Origin of the sequence: Alteromonas ponticola (assembly GCF_012911815.1) — a bacterium.
Lineage (GTDB): Bacteria > Pseudomonadota > Gammaproteobacteria > Enterobacterales > Alteromonadaceae > Alteromonas > Alteromonas ponticola.
The window spans coordinates 303,066-324,720 of the sequence record NZ_JAATNW010000001.1; the positions used below are offsets into that span (position 1 = coordinate 303,066).

Below are 21,655 nucleotides of genomic sequence, written 5' to 3' on the forward strand. Positions count from 1 at the left end.
TTTTAAGAGGTTAAATATGGCGAGTGTTGGCCTATTTTTTGGCAGCGATACGGGAAACACCGAACACGTTGCGAAGATGATTCAAAAAGAATTAGGTAAACAGCTAATTGATGTGCGTGATATTGCAAAAAGTACCAAAGAAGATATCGCAAATTTTGACCTGTTAATTTTCGGCATCCCGACGTGGTACTATGGCGAAGCGCAATGCGATTGGGATGATTTTTTCCCGGAATTGGAAGAAATTGATTTTGCAGATAAATTAGTCGCCATTTTTGGCTGCGGCGATCAGGAAGATTACGCTGAGTATTTCTTAGATGCCATGGGCATGATAAGAGACATCGTTGAGCCGAAAGGGGCAATTTTGGTTGGTGCCTGGCCGACCGAAGGTTATGATTTTGAAGCCTCTAAAGGGCTACAGGACGACGCGCATTTTGTTGGTCTGGGTATTGATGAAGATCGTCAACCCGAGTTAACTGACAGTCGCGTGAAAGCCTGGTGTAAACAGTTGCACGATGAGCTTTGTCTGGCAGAACTGGCATAACAGCCAGTTCTCCCCTCCCTTACAGGCTAAAACGTTCAACCGCGCGTTTCAACGATTCCACCTGAGCGTCCAGTCGCATCACCGATTCATTAGACAGTCGTGTACTTTCAGCACTTGAGTCAGCAAGACTGACAATGGTGTTAAGGCTATCAGCAACATCGGCCAGCAATTTATCCTGCATCCGGGTGTCATCCACAATATGATGGTTAATCTGACTTAACGCTTCAATAATTTTGCGAATATCCTCTACCTGTTCACTCACTTGACTGGTGATGGTAACCCCTTTCTTAGCTTGCTCCCGACCTAAATTTATCGCCTTAACCGCTTGCGCGGCATCTTGCTGCAAACTGCCAATCATCGATTCAATCTCTTCCGTTGAATCATGCGTTCTGGTGGCCAGCGTTCGTACTTCATCTGCAACCACAGCGAAACCTCGTCCCTGATCTCCCGCGCGTGCAGCCTCTATCGCCGCATTCAGAGCCAACAAATTGGTCTGTTCTGCGATGGTCTTGATGACATCTAAAATACTGCCAATATTGCGGCTATTTTCATCCAGACGATGGATAATTGTTGCAGACTCCTCTGCCTGCGAGGCCTGGCTCTCAACCTGTCTGCGATTTTCGTGCACGAGTTGAGAAATATGATCGCTTTGGGTGGAAACCGAATTGAGCTTTTCCATTGCCAGGTTAATCTGCTCTAAGTTGCTTCTGCTGGTACTTTGAACATTCTCAGTATTGCGTGACGTAACTTGTACCTGTTCTCTCTGCTGATCAACATCCTGCAAGCTGCGCTCACCCATCGACACACTTTCTTTAGTTACCGTGATAAGCTGTTTTTCCTGTTTGAGAATATTCCCAATTAACTCTCTTAAGTTGTCTGTCAAACTATTCACTTTTCGTGCAAGATCAGAGAATTCGTCGTTGCCCTCGTCACGCAATTTTTTGGATAAATCGCCCTTGCTCAACATGGTCAGGCCGCGATTAATTCTGGCTAAAGGCCGGGCAATACTGCGGGTAGAAATGACCGCCAGGATTGCCGCCGCCACCAATCCAAATGCAGACACGATAAGATTTCTCATCAGATTATTTTGCACCGTTTCTAAAATATCGTTTTGCCCGTCCAGACTTGACTGGCGCACATTGTCAAACAGAGTATTAATACTCGTAAGGGCAACATTTAATGCTTCTGACGCCGTTTGACGATGACGGTTACTTGCAGCAATCCTTGCCAGCTTTTGCTGTTGTAAGGCGACCAGACTATTCTCCCCCTGCAACCCGTCAACCAGCATTTCATATTGTTCGTTAAACATGTCTACCGTGCCACCATCGTCCACGTCCTGTGCTAAGCGGTTTAAATATTCTTTGTCCACTTGTAGATTACTGAGCTGGTACTGCAGATCTTCAATAATATTCTGGGTCACCTGTTCGTCATTTGTGGTTCCCAATTCGCTAATCGCGGTGTTCATGGTTAACAATTTATTATCGATTGTTGTACCTGCTCCGATCAGCGTGTTCACCGTAGGATCATTACTGTCCAGATAAGACAAATCGAGCATTAACGCGCTACCCTCATCCGCCACCCGCAACACCTCTTCCAGCTTGGTGGCCAACTGGGCTTCCAGAGCCTGCCGCTGCCGAATTGCCTCGTACATGGCGACGCTTTCGTTCAAGTAGGTGTCACTCGAGGATACTGCCAGGGCCAGTGTATCACTGGAACTGAGCATGGAGACCAGTTGACTGCGCTGCTCGGTAAACGTTTTTGCTTTCGCATCGAATTCAGTGCGGTTTTCGGCCAGACCCTGTACTGTTGATTCGTGATAACCATTCGCAGTAATCCGTGCGAGATTCAGAATATCGGTTTTCACCTCGACTGTTTGCGCCTGAACGGGCATTTTTTCTTCTATCACCACCACGGCTGATTGGCGAATATCGTTCAAACCGAAATAAGACAAAATACTGGTTAGCAAAAGTAAGCAACCAAAAAGCGCAAAACCCAGGGTAATTTTTTTGACGACCGTTAACTGCATGAAATGACTCGCTCATATTAATTTCTGTTTCCACTTATTGTTTTTATCGTTGCGTGAAAACAAATTCGCTTTTTTTTATGTTACGCACTATCTGACAGCAGGCATTCACTGCTTTCAAAATCGAGCTTAGTAATAAAGTTTAAAGCCATGCGTGCACCACTAGCATATCAACACAGAATTAGTTCTTTTTATTGTGCACGGGGTTTGTGTTGTATTAACTCAATTTTATACCACAAAAAAACCAGGTTTATTAAAGTTATCGTAACTTTTTTGTAAAACTTGAGATACATTCTTTGGCTCGAGCTTTTGTGGCTTGAGGATGGCGTTACGCTTCCGAATGGTCCTTTTTTAATCACTTATCATTTTATACTCGGCTTTTACTTCCAAATCTGAGCAAGTTACCTATAATAGAGCCTATCTTTAAGCAGCCAGCTATTACAATCTATGGATCAAAACAAAGAATTAAAAAAAGCGGGACTCAAAGTTACCCTTCCAAGATTGAAAATCCTTCAAATTCTTCAGGAACCTCAAAATCAGCATATCAGTGCAGAAGATGTTTATAAGATATTGATTGAACATGGGGAAGAAATTGGGCTGGCGACCGTCTACCGCGTGTTGAACCAATTCGATGATGCGGGAATTCTCAATCGCCACCACTTTGAAGGTGGCAAGTCTGTGTTTGAAATCAGCCAGAAAGCCCATCACGATCATCTGGTGTGTTTAAAATGCGGTAAAGTTGTCGAGTTTGAAGATGATGTCATTGAGCAGCGTCAGACGGAAGTTGCCAAAAGAAACAACATGACGCTGACCCACCATAGTCTATATCTATATGGTGAATGCAATAAAGATAATTGCGAAGAGCAAGACTGACTAACGTATCATTGATAAAAAGCCTGCGTGAAGCAGGCTTTTTTATGTCAACTGAACTTGTAAAGGTCGTAAGCCAATAGCGCCTTGCGCCATACCGGGCCAGGCTCACCATTACCAACTTGATTGCCGTCTACACTGATAACGGGTGCAATTTCCTTACTTGAACTGGTCAGCCACACCTCATCAGCGTTGAGTAGCCGTTCTGCCGTAATCACCACTTCTTCTACCTGAATGTTTTCATTAATTAAACTTTCAATTACCAATTTTCGGGTAATACCTGGTAGCAACTGATTGTCCAGTGGCGGTGTCCTGACAATGCCCTGCTCTACGATAAAGACATTACTGGTAGTGGCTTCTGTGATTTCTTTTTGGCTGTTAAAGAGAATTGATTCATGTTTGCCACCACGCTTCGCTTCCTGAAAGTGCAGCACGTTCCCTAACAATGAGGTAGATTTGATGTGACAGCGCTGCCAGCGTAAATCCTTTGCTAATGAGACACTCAAGCCCTGCACTTTTTCTGGCTGACTGGAATGAGAAGGAGGAATTTTAAACGCGAACGCAAACACAGTAGGCGTTAAATCTTCACTGTAGCCATGGCTTCGGGTGAGCTGCATTCCCCTGCTAATGTGCAGGTAAACGCCAACGCTATCACCCAGCTCCTGGTTGTTTCGTTCTAACAGTGCCTGCATGATAGATTTCCAGCCATCGCGGTCATAGGGATTGTCAATTTCCAGCGCACGCAAGCCATTTTCCATGCGCTGCATATGCGCAGAGAACCCAACGATTCGACCGTCAAAGCTTGGAATTACTTCGTAGATCCCATCACCAAATAAAAATCCCCTGTCCATAGGTGAAATTTTCGCTTCACTTAATGGCAGGTATTGATTGTTTAAAAACGCTAGCGTTGTCATAGTAATATTTACTTTTCACTTCTCAGTTAAATAGCGTACTCGTTTAGACTTGGCGAGTAACCATTTGGTTCGCGCATCACTTGCTGCACATTCATTAAATTGGACAACCCCATCCACCTGCTGTTGCACTAAACGTGGAATATCGTAGGGTGCTACACAACCAATTTTGGGGTAGCCTCCCAATGTCTGACGATCGCGTAACATTATGATGGGTTGGCCGTCTTGTGGGAACTGAATTGCCCCCATGTTAATGCCTTCTGACCGCATATTTTGCACATCTGACGTCACTGCTGGCCCATTTAATCGATAGCCCATTCGATTGATATCGGACGTTACCGTATAATCAGCCGAAAAAAAACGCCGGCGCGCCAGTGGGTAAAAATGTTCAAATTGATAACCAGGCACCACATCCAGTGGTTCATTTGAATGATAATCCGGTTGCAGCCAATTTGGCACTTCTTTTTTGTCTGCGTCGCCGATACGGATGGGAATACAATCGCCTGAGTCTAGCGGTTTACCCTTACCATCTAATCCCCCCGTCCCTTCACGCATCATTGTACCGGCACTGCCCATAACTTCGTTCAACAGCCATTTCCCACTCATGGCAAGATAAACCTTGGCGGTGGGAGATAATGACTTGGCAGTCACCTTATCACCCGGCTCAACGTTCAGGGTTTGCCAGCTCGGACAGGCATTACCATTGCGTGTCAGCGTGACATCGGGCCCGGTAACCGCAATTGCCGCTCGGGCTTTAACGGTAAAGGCAATTGAGCCGATACACTCAATGGCTGGCTCACCTTCAGCATTGCCACACAGCCAGTTTGACCAAAAGTAAGCCGTCTCATCCAGTGGCCCGCCTTCTGAAAAACCTCTATCCAGCCCACTATCGCGGCCATTATCAACAATGATTGCACATAAACCCGGGTCTTCAATGACAAAACCAATGGGTAACTTATCGGTCATTCGCCATCTCCGTGAACTGCTTTTCGTTAATTGCATAAAATGAAACACTGTCCCCCACCGAAAATTCGGGTAAATCCCCCGGATCGGTGAGTTCATAGTACCAGGGACACAAACCAAGCAAATTCCATCCGCCCGGCGAACTGAACGGATAAATTGCAGCCTGTTTTTCTGCTATGGCCACCGCCCCCTGAGGCACTTTCTTTCTGGGTGTGGCCAAACGTGGGCACACCAGTTCTTCCGGCAGTTCTCCCATATACGCGAACCCCGGAGCAAAACCGACCGCAAATACCTGCAAGGAATAAGAGGTATGCAATTTGATGACCTCGCTTTTGTCCAGCCCCGTTTGGTTCTTTATTTGTTCAAAGTCATTTGCCTGCGGGCTGTCGTACCACACCGGTATTTGATGATGGGAGCCGTCGATTGAAACGGCGTGAGTAAGTTCGTGGGCAGCCAGATACTGATAGACAAAATGCGCATCGACTTTAAAACAATCGAAACACACCAGCAGAGAGTCATAGGAGGGAATGAGTGTTTTTAACCAATCAGGTTTAGCATGGTTAATGGACAGCATATATTGCTGCACCCGCTGATTCGCCTGCACCGGTTCGCCGGAAAAATAGAAAATCAAGCCATCCATGCCAGCATGTGCAATGGTTTTTACATCTTTAAAAAGTTTCATGTCCAAAGCCATTACGCGGTTGTTGACGATTGGGTTATTAATTGTCGAATTGCCGTTGCCATCCTGATGGCGTCGGCCGTGTCACCGTGCACGCACAAGGTATCGACGTTGAGCGACAATTTATTGCCATTTTCAGTGATGACACAGCCTTCACTGATCAATCGCTCACTTTGCTCCAGTGCTTTCTCATAGGATAACACCGCATGCTGCTTGCGCCGTGATACCAATGCGCCCTCATCGGTGTAGCAGCGGTCGGCAAACGCTTCAAATCGCACAGATAACCCACGCTCATTGGCCTCATCCTCAAAGTGTTTAGACTCGGGGTGCGCCTGCATCACCAATGTCAGCGAGGCCGCATTAAATTGGCCAACGGCATCCATCACCGCATGGCGCACATTTGAACAAGACAGCATATCGTTGTATAGCGCACCGTGGGGTTTTACGAAGGTTATCGCAGTATTTTCGCAGATAGCCATGCCGTGTAAGGCGCTTATCTGGTAATGCAACATGGCGATAATTTCATCAGCGCTCATCGCCAGACTGCGTCTGCCAAACCCTTGCAGATCTGGATAAGCAGGATGCGCGCCCACCTCAACATCGTAGCGCTTCGCCAGTGCCAGCGCCTGTTTTATGGCTGTTGGATCGCCACCGTGATAACCACATGCAATGTTAGCCTGATCGATTAAAGGCATGATCGCGTCTTCAACAGGCATCTTCCATGCACCAAAACTTTCACCTAAATCACAATTTAATTTCATAAATGTTCAGCTTATCCTTACATTTAGTTATCATTGTATGTGTAATTCTATCCACATTTGGACGTTATGATAAACACCGGCAAGATGAATCGGCTAACAGTAATAGCCGAACTCCCCTTTGGCTTTCACCTTTCTACGCCTGATGAAGCAGAACGTTTAGTTACGTTAATGCTTGATGACGCTCCTGACAATATAAAAAAGGGTGATGAGATTGAGGTTTTTGTAGGCACCGATGAACACGGCGAGCTGGTTGCTTTCCCGGAGCCACCCGCGGTAATGATCGACGAAACAGCGGTGCTGACAGCAGTTTCTGTCACCGACTTCGGCGCATTTTTTGACTGGGGGCTGGATAAAGACTTGCTGGTAAAAACACGGCAGCAGGAGTTCCCCGTTCACCAGGGGATGCGTTGCTTGGTGCACGTTTATCTGGATGAACAAACCGGACGTCTGATGGGGGCTACCCGCTTACATCCTTTTTATCAGGAACAAAACCATTATCTGCATGAAGGCGATGAAGTAGACTGTCAGGTCTATGCTAAGACCCAACTAGGTTACAAAGTACTGATAAATAAAAACTGTCTGGGCTTAATTTTTCAAAGCGACGCCTTTAAGCCATTGAAAATTGGTGATCAGACGAAAGGATTTATCAAGACCGTTCGAGAAGACGGTAAAATTGATGTCGCCTTGCAACCTAAATTACATATGGGGCGTGCCACGTTAGAGCAACAGATAATTGACGATCTGGAAGCCCACGGTGGATTTTCTACGATAACGGATAAAAGTCCAGCGGAAGATATTTATAAACGCTTTAATGTCAGTAAAGGCGCGTACAAAAAAGCGCTGGGGTCACTGTATAAACAACGTCGAATAACGATTAACCCAGACATGATAAAACTCAATCAGGAAACTGCGAAAAAATGAGCCAGATGAAAGCAAAAGTTAAATGGGACAAAGATCTTACCTTTACCGGTCAAACTGACACCGGCTACAAAACGGTGATGGACGGTAACGGACAAGCCGTGTCCCCCATGGAATCGGTTTTGATTGCGGCCGGTGCCTGTTCAAGTATCGATGTGGTCGACATACTGAAAAAAGGGCGTTTTGATATTGAGCACTGTGAGTGTGACTTAACCGCTGATCGTGCTGAGTCAGCACCCAAAGTGTTCACCAAAATTCACGCTCACTACGTCGTCGAGGGGGCGGGTTTGACTGACAAAGCGGTTTCCCGGGCCGTAGATCTTTCGGCAGAAAAATATTGTTCGGTCATGTTGATGCTTAAAGACGCTGTCGATATTTCAACTTCTTATGAAATTATCGAACGGTAATTTTGTTTAGCGACAACCACTAACTTTTGGCGAAATCGACGAAACTTCAGTCTAAGTACGATTTCGCCCTTTCCACAACCACCTTGTATCCTATTGATTTAGTTAAAGTTTTATAAAGCTTCGCTATGGCACACTGAATGCAAATTGGTGTTATTCGTCACCATTAAAAATAATTTGCAAGGTTACTACCATGGATAAGCCCTTAAGTCAGATCACCAAAGCCATCCTGTTTACTTCGTTCATAACTGCTCCGTTAATATTGTCTGGTTGCAACAATGCTGATGCCACACTGGCAGCGGAATCAGCCAAAGCCGAGCAAGAAAAGGTACTGGCAATTCCTGTCGAAGTTCATACTGCTGAACTGGGCAAAATTGCATCAAACTACACCACCACCGCAATATTAGAAGCGAAGGAAGAGGCATTTGTTGTCGCCCGGGCCTCAGGCATCATCGAAAACATTTACGTTGAAGAAGGTGATTACGTTGAGAAAGGCCAGGTACTGGCTCAACTGGATCCTAATCGCTACGAGTTAAGTCTCAGAAAAGCCCGCGCTGATTTAAAAGGTATCGAACAGGAGCTGGCGAAAATTGACAAAGTGTATTCTAAAAAGCTGGTCAGCGACGACACCTATGACAAACTTGCGGCGCAATATGAATCGATTAAGGCCACCGTCAAATTAGCCGAACTGGATTTAAAAGAAGCGACTATCGTCGCCCCCATCAGTGGATTTATTGCTGAGCGCAATGCCAAGGTCGGCAACCTGACAGAATCATTTCAACGTGAACGTATGTTTCATATTGTTCAGCAAAAAATACTTCAGGGCATTGTCTATTTGCCAGAAAGTGAATTACCGAGAATTCGCAGAGATCAACAGGCTTCACTCACCATCCCTGCACTCGAAGACGCCGCAATCCCAGCCTATATTGAACGCATAAGCCCGGTAGTCGACGCCAAAACAGGTACCTTCAAAGTAACTCTACGCGTACCCAATGACAATGCACAGCTGATGGCCGGAATGTTCAGTGAAGTCGCCATCAATTATGACACTCACGAAAACGCTACCTTGCTACCGCGTCAGGCCATTATTTCAATCGACAATAAGAACAGTGTGTTCGTGGTAGAAGATGGCGTAGCCAAAAAACGCGACGTTACCCTAGGTTATGAAGAAGGCAATACTATCGAGATTCTGTCTGGCGTGAAAAGCGCGGAACAGGTTGTCACTGTAGGGCATCAGAATTTGAAAGACAGTGCCCCCGTTGAAGTGGTCAGCAGCTAACTAGCCGACAATAAAAATAATACTTGGAGCAAGCACCATGCGTATAGTCGATATTGCGGTAAAACGTCCAGTGGCCGTTGCCATGTTTACCTTCGCCATTTTGTTATTTGGGATGGTGGCTTTAAACAGGCTTTCGGTTAACTTACTTCCCGATCTTTCCTACCCCACCCTGACCATTCGTACCGATTATACAGGTGCGGCCCCCGCTGAAATCGAGCAACTGGTTTCAAAACCGATTGAAGAGGCCATTGGCGTAGTGAAAGCGGTGCGCAATGTTAAGTCGGTTTCGCGTCCCGAACAGTCTGATGTAATTTTGGAGTTTGCCTGGGGCACGGATATGGATTTTGCCAGCCTCGAAGTGCGCGAAAAACTGGACATCTTGCAACTACCGCTCGATGTAGATAAGCCAAGGTTGCTGCGATTCAATCCCAGTTTTGACCCCGTGTTGAAAATGGGCTTAGGCTTTAACCAAGCCAGTCAACCAGCTGATCAAGCGGCATTTGTACACGCAATGAAGGCCATGCGCGTGTATGCAGAAAAACAGATCAAGCGTGACCTGGAGTCTATAGAAGGCGTAGCGTCAGTTAAAGTGGGTGGTGGGCTGGAAAACGAAATTCAAATTCTTATCGACCAACAAAAAGCCAGCCGACTCAATATCAACCTGAAAACTATCGTTGACCGCTTAAAAAGCGAAAACGTGAATGCCGCCGGCGGCCGCATCAATGATGGCAGCCAGACCTACCTGGTCAGGACCTTAAACCAGTTTGAATCGCTACAGGAAATTGAACAGCTTTACATTGGCAACGTGGAAGGCCGCGCACTGCAACTTAAAGATGTGGCAAGTGTCACTGCAGGGTACAAAGAGCGCGATGCGGTTACGCGTTTTGACGGTATTGAAGGTATCGAAATCGCCATCTACAAAGAGGGTGATGCCAATGCTGTAGACGTTTCCCGCCGCGTTCAGGAGCGACTTGATACTATCACGCCATCAATGCCACAACTGTATGAACTAAAGACCACCTACGACCAAAGTGTTTTTATTAAACAAGCCATAGCTGATGTCAAATCCGCCGCCATTGTGGGTGGCATTCTCGCCATGCTGGTGTTGTATCTGTTTTTACGGGAGTTCTGGCCAACTCTGATCATCTCAGTGTCGATACCCGTCTCAGTGATCGCCACTTTTAACCTGATGTACGGCAACGACATCAGCCTGAATATTATGAGCTTAGGTGGTATCGCACTGGCCGTTGGGCTACTGGTTGACAACAGCATCGTAGTACTTGAGAACATCGACCGCCACAAGCAGAAACAGCGTGTTCTGGGTGAGGCAGAAACCGCCAACGCGGCAGCAGCAGGCACCAAAGAGGTCTCTTCCGCAATTCTGGCATCTACCCTTACAACGCTGGCTGTTTTTGTGCCATTGATTTTTGTAGAAGGTATCGCGGGTCAGCTATTCAGAGATCAGGCGCTAACGGTTTCTTTCGCGCTGTTAGCCTCACTGATTATTGCACTTACCTTGATCCCTTGTCTGGCGAGCCGCAAAAAAGGTAGTGCGCCAACGCACGCGGACGTCTTTTTAACCGACCAACCAAAAGCACTTCCACGAACCTGGCTCGGTAAAATTGGTTATTGGGCTTTGTTTCCCATCGCACTGATATTACGCTTTGTGTTTGTCTATTTACCCGCCGCACTGATGACTTTAATTATTGGTCTGTGGCGGATTTCCAGTCGCGCCCTGCACGTTATTTTCAAACCCTTTGCCTGGTTATTTACTGTTTGCTTCAGGGGCATTGAACGGTTTTACAATGGATTGCTCAGTATTGCTCTGTCAGCACGTGTCGCTGTGCTAACCGTTACCATTGCCATCACCGCGGGGGCATTTTTTCTTATTCCTCGATTGGGAATGGAATTGATACCGACCATGTCCCAAGGCGAGTTCTACGTAGACATCAATCTGCCCGCTGGGGCCACGGTGGAACAAACCGATCAGACCCTGGCTGGATTAGCAAACATGACCGAAAACCTCGCCCAGGTGTCACGCACCTATTCCCTTGCCGGAACCGGTAGCTTGCTAAGTGCATCGCCCACTCAGGGTGGCGATCATTGGGGGCGCTTAAACGTGGTAATGCAACCTGGTGCAAATGAAAATGAATTACTAAACGTGAAGCAGGCCATGCGTGACCATCTACAGCGTCAACCTGGGGTACAGAGTACCTTCGGCGAGCCAGAATTATTTTCATTTGCTGCGCCAGTACAGATTGAATTGCAGGGGTATGATCTCAATCAGTTGCAAACTTACAGTAAACAGATCCAACAACAACTTGCCGAAAACAGCCGCTTCGCTGATGTGACACGTAGTTTACGCGATGGAAATCCCGAGCTGAAAGTGGTCTTTGACCATCCTCGCCTGGCACAATTGAATTTAAATGCTGCGGACATTTCAGAATTGATTGCCACTCAGGTGGGTGGTCGCGTGGCAACGCAGTTCAGCTTTGACGATAGAAAAATCGACGTAATAGTGCGCACCAATGACAGCCAGCGCGATAATGTTCAGGATGTCAGGGCCATTATAATCAATCCCGAGAGTGAGCAACCCATTCCTCTCGCCGCAGTAGCGGATGTCTTTATGAGCTCAGGGCCCAGTGAAATCACCCGGGTAGGTCAGCAACGCGTGGTACTTATCGAAGCAAACCTGGCCTATGGTGATTTGAATCAGGGAGTCGCACAAGCACAGGAAATACTTGATGCCATCACCCTGCCTGTGGCACTGAAAGCCAGCATTGCTGGCCAGAGTGAAGACATGCAAACCAGTTTCCGCTCGTTGCAATTTGCGCTGTTGCTGGCGGTGTTTATGGTTTATCTGGTGATGGCGTCACAATTCGAGTCGTTACTGCATCCACTGCTGATTCTATTTGCCGTGCCCCTGGCCGCGGCTGGATCCATATACGGATTATGGTTAACCGGCACAACGGTGAGCGTGGTGGTCTTTATCGGCCTGATAATGCTCAGCGGTATCGTAGTCAACAACGCTATTGTACTGGTAGACCGCATTAATCAATTACGCAGTCAGGGCATGGAAAAGCACTACGCTATTGTCGACGCAGCCAAAAGTCGTCTAAGACCCATCGTGATGACATCGTTAACTACCATATTGGGCTTAATGCCGTTAGCCATTGGTTTTGGTGATGGCGCAGAAGTGCGCGCTCCCATGGCAATTACGGTTATTTCAGGCCTACTGTTCGCCACCCTGTTAACGCTGGTGCTTATTCCCGTGCTTTACAGTCTGTTCGACGTAAAACACTTCGCAGATGCTACGGCCAGCAACACACTGCAGGGATCTGACAATGAGGAGCGTACTTATGGATAAGTTAGCCATGGCGGGTGCCGGTCTCGCGCGATTTGCAATGAATCGGCCAGTCACTATATGTATGCTGTTTTTCTCGCTGCTGATTTTCGGTATCGCCGCAGGAAAGCTACTGCCACTGGAGAAATTTCCTGGGATCGACATACCGCAAATGGTGGTTCAGGTGCCCTATCAAAATGCCACCCCATCAGAAATTGAGCGCTTAATCACCCGCCCCGTCGAAGAAGCTATCGCGACCATGTCGGGTATAAAGCGGTTACAGGCGACATCGTTTGAAGACCGTGCGGAAATTATGGTGGAGTTTGCCTGGGATGAAAACATCAAGGCCAAAAGCATTGAGGCCAGAGAGAAAGTGGATGCAATTCGGCATCTGCTTCCCGATGACGTCGAACGGGTGATGGTGTTTAAGTTTAATACTAACGATATGCCGATTTTCCAACTGCGCGTATCCAGTGAACGGGATTTGTCCAATGCCTACGATTTGTTGGATCGCAATCTGAAACGCCAGATTGAGCGCGTGCCCGGGGTCTCTAAAGTTGAGCTATACGGCGTATTGCAAAAGCAGGTGGCCATTCGCTTGATTCCTGAGCGCATCGCTTCGATGCATGTGGATACTGCACAACTGTATGACGTGTTAAGTAAAGCTAATTTTTCGTTGACGGCTGGCCACTTACGTGGCGAAGATCAAAAAATTCTGGTCAATCCCGTGGGCCAGTTCACCGACCTGAACGACTACAAACAGCTCATTATTCGACCCGGGCTGCAGTTACAGGATATTGCCACCATCACCTACGAAACCCCACGCCGCCTTGAAGGTCGCCATTTAGACCAGACCTTTGCGGTAGGCTTTAACGTGTTTCGTGAATCCAGTAGCAATCTGGTGGAAGTGTCTGATGCGGTCATGCGAGTTGTCGAGAAAGCCAAACAGGATCCTGCGTTTAACGGCATCAGCCTGTTTGTCATGGACGATATCGCTAATAGCGTCACCTCGTCGCTGTCTGACCTGGTCAAAGCCGGTCTGCTCGGAGCCGCGCTTTCGGTAGTGGTACTGTTTATGTTTCTCAGACAAATTACCACCACGCTGATTGTGGTGTTATCCGTTCCTTTCTCGATTTGCATTACCCTTGGCGTCATGTACATGTTCGGCTACACCCTTAACGTGCTGTCATTGATGGGCTTGTTACTCGCGGTGGGCATGCTGGTTGATAATGCGGTGGTCATAACCGAGAGTATTTTTCAGGAAAGAGAACACCATAGCAACACAGCAGCAGCCACGCAGGCGGGGGTGAGTAAAGTCAGTCTGGCAGTGGTTGCCGGTACAGCGACCACTGCAATTGTCTTTTTACCCAACATTGTGGGCGTAAAAATTGATGTCACTATCTTTTTGGAACACGTTGCCATTGCGATCTGTATTTCGTTATTCGCGTCTTTAATCATTTCGCAAACGCTAATTCCGTTACTGACCAGCAAATTACCTGTACAACGGCAGAAAACCAATGCCGCGCCTGGCTATATCAGCAGATACCGCAAAATTCTCGGCTGGACCCTGAACAATCAGGGAAAAACGGCGATTGTTGCAATGCTTATTTTAGTTAGTACGGCCATCCCCATGCAAGTAGTGACCAGCGATGAAGAAGGCAACAATGATCCTGAAAGAGTGTGGCTTAACTATCATGTGACCCATAATTACAGTCTGGAAGAGGTTGAACGTACGGTTAACAAGATGGAAGGGTTTCTCTATGCCAATCAGGACAGGTTTCACATTAAGCAGGTGTATTCCTACTTTACTGCAGGCTATGCCGTATCGGGGATAACCCTGAATGAAGACCTTCCGGTAAGTGTCAACGAGCTGAAAGAACAGATCCGCGAAGCCATGCCTACATTTGCGCGCGCCCGCCCCTCCTTTCAGTGGGAAGAAGGCAATGGTGGTGGCGTCAAATTAACCCTGTTAGGCGAAACATCGGAGCGCTTGCGTGAGATCGCCAGCGAAATCACGCCAATTATTGCTTCCATTGACGGTCTGGCTGATGTTCGACCAGACTTTGGCGGAGAACGGCAAGAAGTTCAAATCCGCCTGGACAGAGAAAAAATCAATCGCTTTCAATTGAACACGGCAGACGTTGCTCAATTAATATCAACAGCCCTCAGAGGTCGAAACCTACGGACTTTTCGCTATGGAGAGGCTGGTGAAGTGAATGTCAGCCTCATGTATGGAAAAGACATTCAAGAGTCTGTAGATAGTTTGAAACACCTGCATTTGACCTATCTTGAAGGCAAAACACTCACCCTCAATATGATTGCAGATATTTCGGTTAAACCTCAACCGTCGATGATTACGCGTAACTTCAGGCAAAATGCCATCACCATTGGTGCCAATCTGGAAAACGAAGTGACCATGGAACAGGCGCGTGAACGGATAGAGCAAGCCATGCAATATGTCGCACTACCTAATGGCTATTCCTGGACGTTTGATGGCAGTTTTAGCCGACAGGACGAAGCCAATGGCGTTATGCAAATGAACCTGTTATTAGCGGTGTGCATGATATACGTAGTGATGGCAGCATTGTTTGAGTCTTTGCTGCTTCCCTCAGCGGTAATTACCTCATTGCTGTTCTCATTTACTGGTGTGTTCTGGGCATTTATGCTCACTGGCACCCCGATGTCTATTATGGGGATGATTGGAATGCTGATACTGATGGGTATCGTGGTTAACAATGGCATTGTGCTGGTGGATAGAGTTAATCAGCTTATTGCTGAGGGTAAACCCCTTTATGATGCAGTCATCGACGGCTGCGCTTCACGTATTCGTCCAATTTTGATGACGGTAGCCACTACCGTATTAGGGCTGGTGCCGTTAGCCATTGGCACAACACGTATTGGGGGCGATGGCCCACCCTATTCGCCAATGGCCATCGCAATTATTGGTGGATTGCTGTTCTCTACGATAACCAGTTTATTTCTGGTCCCACTGGCTTACGTCGCTTTGCTGAAGCTCAGGTGCCACACCCAGAGATTGGTCCTTGAAAGTCGTGCCAGGGTAACCCGCTGGGTAAGGGTATGAGCTAAGCAATACATACCAGCAATAATCCACGTTTTTTGTAGAGGCTGTTGGATTCAACAGCCTTTTCATCATTTGAACTAATTTCATTCGTAAACCAGCCGCGCTTGCAAAAAGTCATGGACTGTTCGCGCGCCTCTCCTTTCAGCAAAAGTAACAAGATTGTCGCCATTACACCGAAGTCCATCATCAGCCATTACAAGACTAATCACCGCCTCTTGTGAAGAAGCCAAGCGTCCAACCTGGCGCGACGCATTTTTCTTCAGTACCTTCACATCATCCTCAACGACTGCCTGGCAGAACCCCGCATACTCTGTTTGCCCAACAAATCTGACATTGTTGGCTGCCGTGGTTTCGATTGAATCAGCCAATATTGCCGGTGACCAAAGCACTAAATAACTCGCGCTTAAAACAGTTAATAAAGTGGTCTTTTGCATGAAATTCCCCTTAATCATCACATTCATTACTTCACTTCTCACTTTTCACTTTTCACTTGCATCTCTTTTAGTGGCGAAGCGTTATTGGCTTATCCGCTTTTCTTTTCCACACACTATTAATGGCGCAAAAACGACGTGGTGTCTGTTGAGAATGTGTATTTGTGAAGTAAAGTATTTGTAAATCAATGAATTAAGAAAACTGCATATCGCTAAGAGGCTGATTTAAATAGAATTTAATGAATTGTTTATCGCAAAATGTGCTAATAAAAATGTAGTTGATTCAAAATGATATAAACAAGCTACTGATTTCCGGCAATTTTTTATCACCGGAAATCAGAAAATGCTATGTTTTTTAACAAATTAAACGTAGTTGCGCGGTTTTTTGGTGGTGATGGCATCAATGTATGCATGCCATGAAGCATAGCCAAGCAGCGGCATGAGAAAGACAAATCCTATAAAGGCAGTTAAGAAGCCCAATACCACAAAAGTAAAAATAATACCGCCCCAGATAAACATCGGCACCTTATTTTCCCACACCGCACTGACACTGGTTAATACGGCAGTGGCCAGATCCACTTTTCTCTCCATTAATATTGGTTGCGTAAAGGCGGTTAAAAATAGCAGGATGGTAGTAAAAATTACGCCCACCAATGTACCCAAGGCAAGAAATGGAATGAAACTCTGATAGGTTTCATCGTAACTAGGGGGATAAAGCGCATGGATTAACGAAGCCACCCGCAACCAAAAAATCATCATTACCATAAGCAGTATCACAAAACCCCACTCGTGCACCGCATTGCGTCTCATCGCACTAAGTGAATGGCGTAAGCTGGGCTTATGCTGCTTTTCCATCTCCCAACTGACATCATATAATCCAGCAGCTAAAAACGGACCTAATAACATAAAGCAGACTATGGCAGGCAGAATAACCAGATGCCACCCTGTCATAGCCACCAGCCCGGTAATTGCCCATGGAATAAGAGCGAACATTATTCCGTAAAACAACGAAATGCCTGGCGCGCGTTTCATATCTTGAAAACCCAGCGAGAGCCATTTGATTGGATCGCTGATATCCAGTTCCTTGCAGGGAATGACCCTGGCAATGCCACTTTCAGTAATCGCGTTTCTTGGTGTTTCTTTAAAGTGCTGCGACATATTTCCCCCGAAAAATTGTGATCAGGTAGTCAGACTGTGATCGTTCACAATTCATACTAATCCACATTGCGAATTAGTCATACCTATATTTACGATAGGCACAGATCCACAGGTTCTCAACTTTTTCGTTATTTTTCATGGTGGGAAATGATCTGATTAGGTAATGAGCCTATTTGGTTATGCAGCAATCCCACTATGCGTATTGTCAATACGTAGCCAGAGCGTTTTTACCAGCGTGCGAGCTGCCAGTGTACAGAAGTCGCGTAATGCCTTGAGAGCGCTGCATTTAATTGCGCAAAACGGGTAATAGCAGGATTAGATCCGGTCAGACACCGAACCACATAGCGATGACAGTTGTTTTCAACCAGATCATAATGAGAAAACTGAAATAGTGTTGCTATAGTACGCTCAACGCATGCAGATTGTGTCAGCACGTTAAGTTTGGCATCACAGGCAACAAATATTTTCTCGCCACTACGGTTGGCCAAAAACCGGGTGGGTGATATTGCGCGAATAAGCCCGGTTCCAGCCAGTTCGACAATCTTTCCTTCTAGCCAAATGCCCGTATGCTGAAACACGCCGTAGATCCCACAACACACAATGGCCCCGTCTACCGGTTCAACTTCAGTCTTACATTCGCCTGGGAAAACGCCCACATCGCCCGACGATTTTTGTTGCTCGCGGGCATACTCAACACCTGCAGCTGCGGCGACGATACCTGCACCAAGCCAGATTAAGGGTAATGGCATACTACCTCGCTAACACGTACCAACATAAATACTCTCTTCCTATTATTATTTATAGGTGCAGCCAATATTGAGCACAACGGCTACTTTGTAAGCAGATATGAATGAATAGACCGTGTATCACCACTACCCATATATCGAAAAAACCGAGTATTTCGTTGAACGACGTGTACCACTGCAAAATTCAATACCAATTTATTTAGGATCACAATTTCAATTAAAAATAGTACTTAACACCACACCCCACGGTACGATACTCTGGGCTCACTACTATTGATGTGTGGACACTATGAAACCTGTATCTCGCTCTCATAAATTGGATAATGTCTGCTATGACATTCGCGGTCCCATTGCAGTTCAAGCCAGAAAAATGGAAGACGAAGGTCACCGCATTCTCAAACTGAATATTGGTAACCCGGCCCCTTTTGGTTTTGATGCACCTGATGACATTCTGCGAGATGTAATTCACAACCTGCCCACCTCCCAGGGTTATTCAGATTCAGCGGGTATCTATGCCGCACGGGTTGCTGTCATGCAGTACTATCAGCAGATGAATATTAAAGACATTCGGGTGGATGATGTCTTTATTGGCAATGGCGTATCAGAAATGATCATGATTGCCATGCAGGCGTTGCTTAACACTGGCGACGAAGTGCTCTTACCCAGCCCCGATTACCCCTTGTGGACCGCAGCGGTGAGCCTTTCATCCGGCACCCCGGTTCATTATGTGTGTGACGAACAAGCCGATTGGTATCCTGATATTGACGATATCAAAAGTAAAATTACTTCCAATACTCGGGCAATTGTACTGATAAACCCGAACAACCCGACCGGCGCGGTTTACAGTAAAGCGTTACTGGAAGACGTGGTTGAGCTGGCCAAACAGCACAATTTAATTGTTTTCAGCGACGAAATTTACGACAAGATTTTGTTCGACAAAGCCAGACATACCTGCATTGCGTCACTGTCAGATGAGATTTTTTGCGTGACACTGGGTGGATTATCGAAAAACTATCGGGTGGCCGGCTTTCGTGCAGGTTGGTTAGTGGTCAGTGGCAACAAGCGGGTTGCTAAAGACTATATCGATGGAATCAATATGCTTTGTTCCATGCGGATGTGTGCCAACGTACCCTGTCAAACCGCAATCCAGACTGCGCTTGGTGGCTATCAAAGTATCAACGATTTAATTGCAGAAGGAGGCCGCCTGAAAGTTCAGCGCGATCTAGCGACTTCAATGTTGAACGAGATTGACGGCATACATTGCGTTAAGCCCATGGGAGCAATGTATTGTTTCGCGCGGGTGGACGAGAAAAAGTTTAACATCAAGAATGATGAACAGATGGTTCTGGATTTACTCAGTTCAGAGAAAATCCTGCTGGTTCATGGTCGCGCATTCAATGTGCGTCAGGGGATTTATTTCCGCCTGGTTTTCTTGCCTCACAGTGACATTCTTGGCCCCGCGCTGACGCGAATTCAGCATTTCTTCAAACATTACCAGCAAATCGGGGCATAATTGTGGAGCAAGGCAGTCATTTTTTTGCACATTTAGCGCGTATGAAACTCATTCAACGCTGGCCATTAATGCACAATGTACGCGTCGAAAACGTGCAGGAGCATAGCCTGCAGGTTGCCATGGTGGCCCATGCGCTGGCCCTTATTAAAAACCGCTTTTTTGATGGCCAACTCAATCCGGACCGCATTGCTACGCTGGCCATGTTTCATGATGTTTCAGAAGTGTTAACCGGTGATCTACCTACACCCGTGAAATACTTCAACCCCGCTATAAAAGAAGAATATAAAAAGATTGAAACTGCCGCTGAACGCGCGCTGATTGATATGGCGCCTGAAGCGTTTAAAGACGATTATGCCCGTTTGATTGACGGCGCCCATCACAGTAAAGAAGAAGCCTTTATTGTTAAAGCGGCCGACGTACTTTGTGCCTACTTAAAAACCCTGGAAGAGTTGGCCGCTGGCAACCGGGAATTTAAACTGGCCAAAAAACGGCTGGATAAGATGCTAAAAGAGTACCATTCGCCCGAAGTTGACTATTTTCTGACCCAATATGTTCCCAGCTTTTCGTTGAGCCTGGACGAGATAACTCAGGACGAAAGCGAGTTCATGAAACGAACCGCTGATACCACCAATCAGGAAAAATAAAGGACGCTGTTACTATGCCCAATGGAAATCAATTGCATACTGAGTGGGACGCTGCCTGGCTCGAGCGCCATCTTCCACGTACCCAAAACAGAGATGGCGATCACCGTAACCCGTTTCAGCGGGACAAAGCCAGAGTTCTTCATTCAGCCGCGTTTAGACGGTTGCAGGCCAAAACACAGGTGTTAGGTGTAGGGATTAGCGACTTCTATCGTACACGCCTGACCCATTCGTTGGAAGCCGCCCAAATCGGTACAGGCATTGCTGCCCAATTACTGCAAAAGTTTCCGCAGGAAACTGAACGACTTAAACTGGACAGCAATCTAATTGAAACCCTATGTCTGGCGCACGATATTGGCCACCCCCCATTTGGGCACGGTGGCGAAATTGCCCTGCATTTTATGATGCAGGAATATGGAGGCTTTGAAGGCAACGGCCAAACCTTCAGAATTGTCACGCGATTAGAACCCTACACTCAGCATCATGGCATGAATTTGTGCCGGCGCAGCATTTTAGGCTTAATCAAATACCCCAATTTTATTGACGCATTAACCCACCATCAATCGGCAGCCCGTCCGGCATCGTTGCGCAAGGTAAAAGCTGAACACGGGTTGCCGCCCAAGGGCCTTTATCGGTGCGATGAGCCCTTATTTAACTGGTTACTTGAACCATTAAGTGACGCCGATAAAACCACCTTCATGAGCGTTACTGAATCCGAAGACAGCCACCACAAAACCCGATTCAAGTCTTTTGATTGCTCCATCATGGAGCTGGCAGATGATATTGCCTATGGCATTCACGATTTAGAAGACGCGATAGCGATGCAGATGATCACGCACGCTGATTTTATCGCGGGCGTGGCAGACCCGGTGAAAGCACTTGCACTGCCCTGGCTTTCCAGCGAAATCCATGCGCTTTCAGCCAAGCTTTTCAGTGCCTATCAATATGAACGAAAAAATGCCATTGGTGCATTGGTGAATTATTTTATTACTGCCATATCAATCCATCATAATGAGCAATTTGAGCATCCTTTACTGGCCTACAATGCGCACTTGCCAGAAACTTATTTACGCGCATTAAGTCAGTTTAAACGTTTTGTGTTCGACAAAGTAATTCGCAAGCCCGAGGTTCAGCTACTCGAATACAAGGGGCAGCAAATTGTCATGGAGCTGTTCGAGGCATTTGCTTCTGATCCGGAGCGACTGTTACCGGAAAATACGCGCGTGCACTGGCGTGAAGCAGACGCGGAGGACAACGGCCAGCGTGTCATTGCCGATTACATTTCGGGTATGACGGATGAATTTGCTGCACGACTGTACGCCACTATGTTTATTCCCAAACATGGCAGTGGTAAAGAAGTGCTGACACCATAATTGAAAGATTGATCCCTTT

General features: G+C 46.7%; 18 protein-coding genes. 10 read left to right on the plus strand and 8 right to left on the minus strand.

Annotated features, from left to right (window positions below):
* Positions 1-16 precede the first annotated feature (16 nt).
* Complete coding sequence (fldA, locus tag HCJ96_RS01215; RefSeq protein ID WP_169209203.1) at positions 17-541, plus strand: flavodoxin FldA; 525 nt, start codon at positions 17-19, stop codon at positions 539-541.
* Between the two features lie 19 nt (positions 542-560).
* On the opposite strand, the gene HCJ96_RS01220 is transcribed toward fldA, so the two are convergent.
* Positions 561-2,567, minus strand: coding sequence for a methyl-accepting chemotaxis protein (locus tag HCJ96_RS01220; RefSeq protein ID WP_169209204.1), 2,007 nt, complete (start codon positions 2,565-2,567; stop codon positions 561-563).
* A 444-nt stretch (positions 2,568-3,011) separates the two neighbouring features.
* On the opposite strand from HCJ96_RS01220, the gene fur reads away from it, so the two are divergent.
* Positions 3,012-3,437, plus strand: coding sequence for a ferric iron uptake transcriptional regulator (fur, locus tag HCJ96_RS01225; protein WP_169209205.1), 426 nt, complete (start codon positions 3,012-3,014; stop codon positions 3,435-3,437).
* 47 nt (positions 3,438-3,484) lie between these two features.
* Here the strand turns inward: fur and HCJ96_RS01230 are convergent, their stop codons facing one another.
* Genes HCJ96_RS01230 through HCJ96_RS01245 form a run of 4 tightly spaced genes read right to left on the minus strand, consistent with a single transcriptional unit; the run spans position 3,485 to position 6,748 of the window.
* The gene (locus HCJ96_RS01230) at positions 3,485-4,348 is read right to left on the minus strand and encodes a D-amino acid aminotransferase (RefSeq protein ID WP_169209206.1); all 864 of its coding nucleotides are present in this window, start codon (positions 4,346-4,348) and stop codon (positions 3,485-3,487) included.
* A gap of 15 nt (positions 4,349-4,363) precedes the next feature.
* A complete protein-coding gene (locus HCJ96_RS01235) occupies positions 4,364-5,311 on the minus strand; it encodes a 5-oxoprolinase subunit C family protein (protein WP_169209207.1) in 948 nt (315 codons plus the stop codon).
* Complete coding sequence (locus tag HCJ96_RS01240) at positions 5,301-5,990, minus strand: 5-oxoprolinase subunit B family protein (protein WP_169209208.1); 690 nt, start codon at positions 5,988-5,990, stop codon at positions 5,301-5,303. Before HCJ96_RS01240 ends, HCJ96_RS01235 begins: the two co-directional genes overlap by 11 nt.
* An 11-nt stretch (positions 5,991-6,001) precedes the next feature.
* Positions 6,002-6,748, minus strand: coding sequence for a 5-oxoprolinase subunit PxpA (locus tag HCJ96_RS01245; RefSeq protein WP_169209209.1), 747 nt, complete (start codon positions 6,746-6,748; stop codon positions 6,002-6,004).
* Between the two features lie 84 nt (positions 6,749-6,832).
* On the opposite strand from HCJ96_RS01245, the gene HCJ96_RS01250 reads away from it, so the two are divergent.
* From HCJ96_RS01250 to HCJ96_RS01270, 5 genes are all read left to right on the plus strand, one after another.
* Complete coding sequence (locus HCJ96_RS01250) at positions 6,833-7,669, plus strand: CvfB family protein (protein ID WP_246261049.1); 837 nt, start codon at positions 6,833-6,835, stop codon at positions 7,667-7,669.
* A 5-nt stretch (positions 7,670-7,674) separates the two neighbouring features.
* The gene (locus HCJ96_RS01255; protein ID WP_169209460.1) at positions 7,675-8,073 is read left to right on the plus strand and encodes an OsmC family protein; all 399 of its coding nucleotides are present in this window, start codon (positions 7,675-7,677) and stop codon (positions 8,071-8,073) included.
* Between the two features lie 190 nt (positions 8,074-8,263).
* Positions 8,264-9,349: an efflux RND transporter periplasmic adaptor subunit gene (locus HCJ96_RS01260; protein WP_169209211.1), complete on the plus strand. Its 1,086-nt coding sequence runs from the start codon at positions 8,264-8,266 to the stop codon at positions 9,347-9,349.
* Positions 9,350-9,386: 37 nt separating this feature from the next.
* Complete coding sequence (locus HCJ96_RS01265; protein WP_169209212.1) at positions 9,387-12,716, plus strand: efflux RND transporter permease subunit; 3,330 nt, start codon at positions 9,387-9,389, stop codon at positions 12,714-12,716.
* Positions 12,709-15,774, plus strand: coding sequence for an efflux RND transporter permease subunit (locus HCJ96_RS01270; protein ID WP_169209213.1), 3,066 nt, complete (start codon positions 12,709-12,711; stop codon positions 15,772-15,774). Before HCJ96_RS01265 ends, HCJ96_RS01270 begins: the two co-directional genes overlap by 8 nt.
* An 83-nt stretch (positions 15,775-15,857) precedes the next feature.
* Here the strand turns inward: HCJ96_RS01270 and HCJ96_RS01275 are convergent, their stop codons facing one another.
* The 3 genes from HCJ96_RS01275 to HCJ96_RS01285 all read right to left on the minus strand — a co-directional run bounded on the left by HCJ96_RS01275 (position 15,858) and on the right by HCJ96_RS01285 (position 18,112).
* Entirely contained in the window at positions 15,858-16,208 is a 351-nt protein-coding gene (locus HCJ96_RS01275) for a DUF3718 domain-containing protein (RefSeq protein WP_169209214.1), read from the minus strand.
* A gap of 360 nt (positions 16,209-16,568) precedes the next feature.
* Complete coding sequence (locus tag HCJ96_RS01280) at positions 16,569-17,363, minus strand: DUF2189 domain-containing protein (protein WP_169209215.1); 795 nt, start codon at positions 17,361-17,363, stop codon at positions 16,569-16,571.
* Between the two features lie 227 nt (positions 17,364-17,590).
* Positions 17,591-18,112 (minus strand): hypothetical protein, encoded by a 522-nt coding sequence (locus HCJ96_RS01285; protein ID WP_169209216.1) that lies wholly within the window; start codon positions 18,110-18,112, stop codon positions 17,591-17,593.
* Positions 18,113-18,398: 286 nt separating this feature from the next.
* On the opposite strand from HCJ96_RS01285, the gene HCJ96_RS01290 reads away from it, so the two are divergent.
* The 3 genes from HCJ96_RS01290 to HCJ96_RS01300 are packed head-to-tail and all read left to right on the plus strand — an operon-like array spanning position 18,399 to position 21,636.
* Positions 18,399-19,622: a pyridoxal phosphate-dependent aminotransferase gene (locus HCJ96_RS01290; RefSeq protein WP_169209217.1), complete on the plus strand. Its 1,224-nt coding sequence runs from the start codon at positions 18,399-18,401 to the stop codon at positions 19,620-19,622.
* Positions 19,623-19,624: 2 nt separating this feature from the next.
* Positions 19,625-20,266 carry a 5'-deoxynucleotidase gene (gene yfbR, locus HCJ96_RS01295; RefSeq protein WP_169209218.1) on the plus strand — a complete coding sequence of 214 codons (642 nt, stop codon included), beginning with the start codon at positions 19,625-19,627 and terminating at the stop codon, positions 20,264-20,266.
* A 14-nt stretch (positions 20,267-20,280) separates the two neighbouring features.
* On the plus strand, positions 20,281-21,636 hold the full coding sequence (locus HCJ96_RS01300; RefSeq protein ID WP_169209219.1) for an anti-phage deoxyguanosine triphosphatase: 1,356 nt from the start codon (positions 20,281-20,283) through the stop codon (positions 21,634-21,636).
* Positions 21,637-21,655 lie beyond the last annotated feature (19 nt).

Excerpts from the sequence above, each read along its gene's own strand:
- fldA (WP_169209203.1), top strand. The coding sequence starts at position 17 with ATGGCGAGTGTTGGCCTATTTTTTGGCAGCGATACGGGAAACACCGAA.
- HCJ96_RS01220 (WP_169209204.1), bottom strand. The coding sequence starts at position 2,567 with ATGCAGTTAACGGTCGTCAAAAAAATTACCCTGGGTTTTGCGCTTTTT.
- fur (WP_169209205.1), top strand. The coding sequence starts at position 3,012 with ATGGATCAAAACAAAGAATTAAAAAAAGCGGGACTCAAAGTTACCCTT.
- HCJ96_RS01230 (WP_169209206.1), bottom strand. The coding sequence starts at position 4,348 with ATGACAACGCTAGCGTTTTTAAACAATCAATACCTGCCATTAAGTGAA.
- HCJ96_RS01235 (WP_169209207.1), bottom strand. The coding sequence starts at position 5,311 with ATGACCGATAAGTTACCCATTGGTTTTGTCATTGAAGACCCGGGTTTA.
- HCJ96_RS01240 (WP_169209208.1), bottom strand. The coding sequence starts at position 5,990 with ATGAAACTTTTTAAAGATGTAAAAACCATTGCACATGCTGGCATGGAT.
- HCJ96_RS01245 (WP_169209209.1), bottom strand. The coding sequence starts at position 6,748 with ATGAAATTAAATTGTGATTTAGGTGAAAGTTTTGGTGCATGGAAGATG.
- HCJ96_RS01250 (WP_246261049.1), top strand. The coding sequence starts at position 6,833 with ATGAATCGGCTAACAGTAATAGCCGAACTCCCCTTTGGCTTTCACCTT.
- HCJ96_RS01255 (WP_169209460.1), top strand. The coding sequence starts at position 7,675 with ATGAAAGCAAAAGTTAAATGGGACAAAGATCTTACCTTTACCGGTCAA.
- HCJ96_RS01260 (WP_169209211.1), top strand. The coding sequence starts at position 8,264 with ATGGATAAGCCCTTAAGTCAGATCACCAAAGCCATCCTGTTTACTTCG.
- HCJ96_RS01265 (WP_169209212.1), top strand. The coding sequence starts at position 9,387 with ATGCGTATAGTCGATATTGCGGTAAAACGTCCAGTGGCCGTTGCCATG.
- HCJ96_RS01270 (WP_169209213.1), top strand. The coding sequence starts at position 12,709 with ATGGATAAGTTAGCCATGGCGGGTGCCGGTCTCGCGCGATTTGCAATG.
- HCJ96_RS01275 (WP_169209214.1), bottom strand. The coding sequence starts at position 16,208 with ATGCAAAAGACCACTTTATTAACTGTTTTAAGCGCGAGTTATTTAGTG.
- HCJ96_RS01280 (WP_169209215.1), bottom strand. The coding sequence starts at position 17,363 with ATGTCGCAGCACTTTAAAGAAACACCAAGAAACGCGATTACTGAAAGT.
- HCJ96_RS01285 (WP_169209216.1), bottom strand. The coding sequence starts at position 18,112 with ATGCCATTACCCTTAATCTGGCTTGGTGCAGGTATCGTCGCCGCAGCT.
- HCJ96_RS01290 (WP_169209217.1), top strand. The coding sequence starts at position 18,399 with ATGAAACCTGTATCTCGCTCTCATAAATTGGATAATGTCTGCTATGAC.
- HCJ96_RS01300 (WP_169209219.1), top strand. The coding sequence starts at position 20,281 with ATGCCCAATGGAAATCAATTGCATACTGAGTGGGACGCTGCCTGGCTC.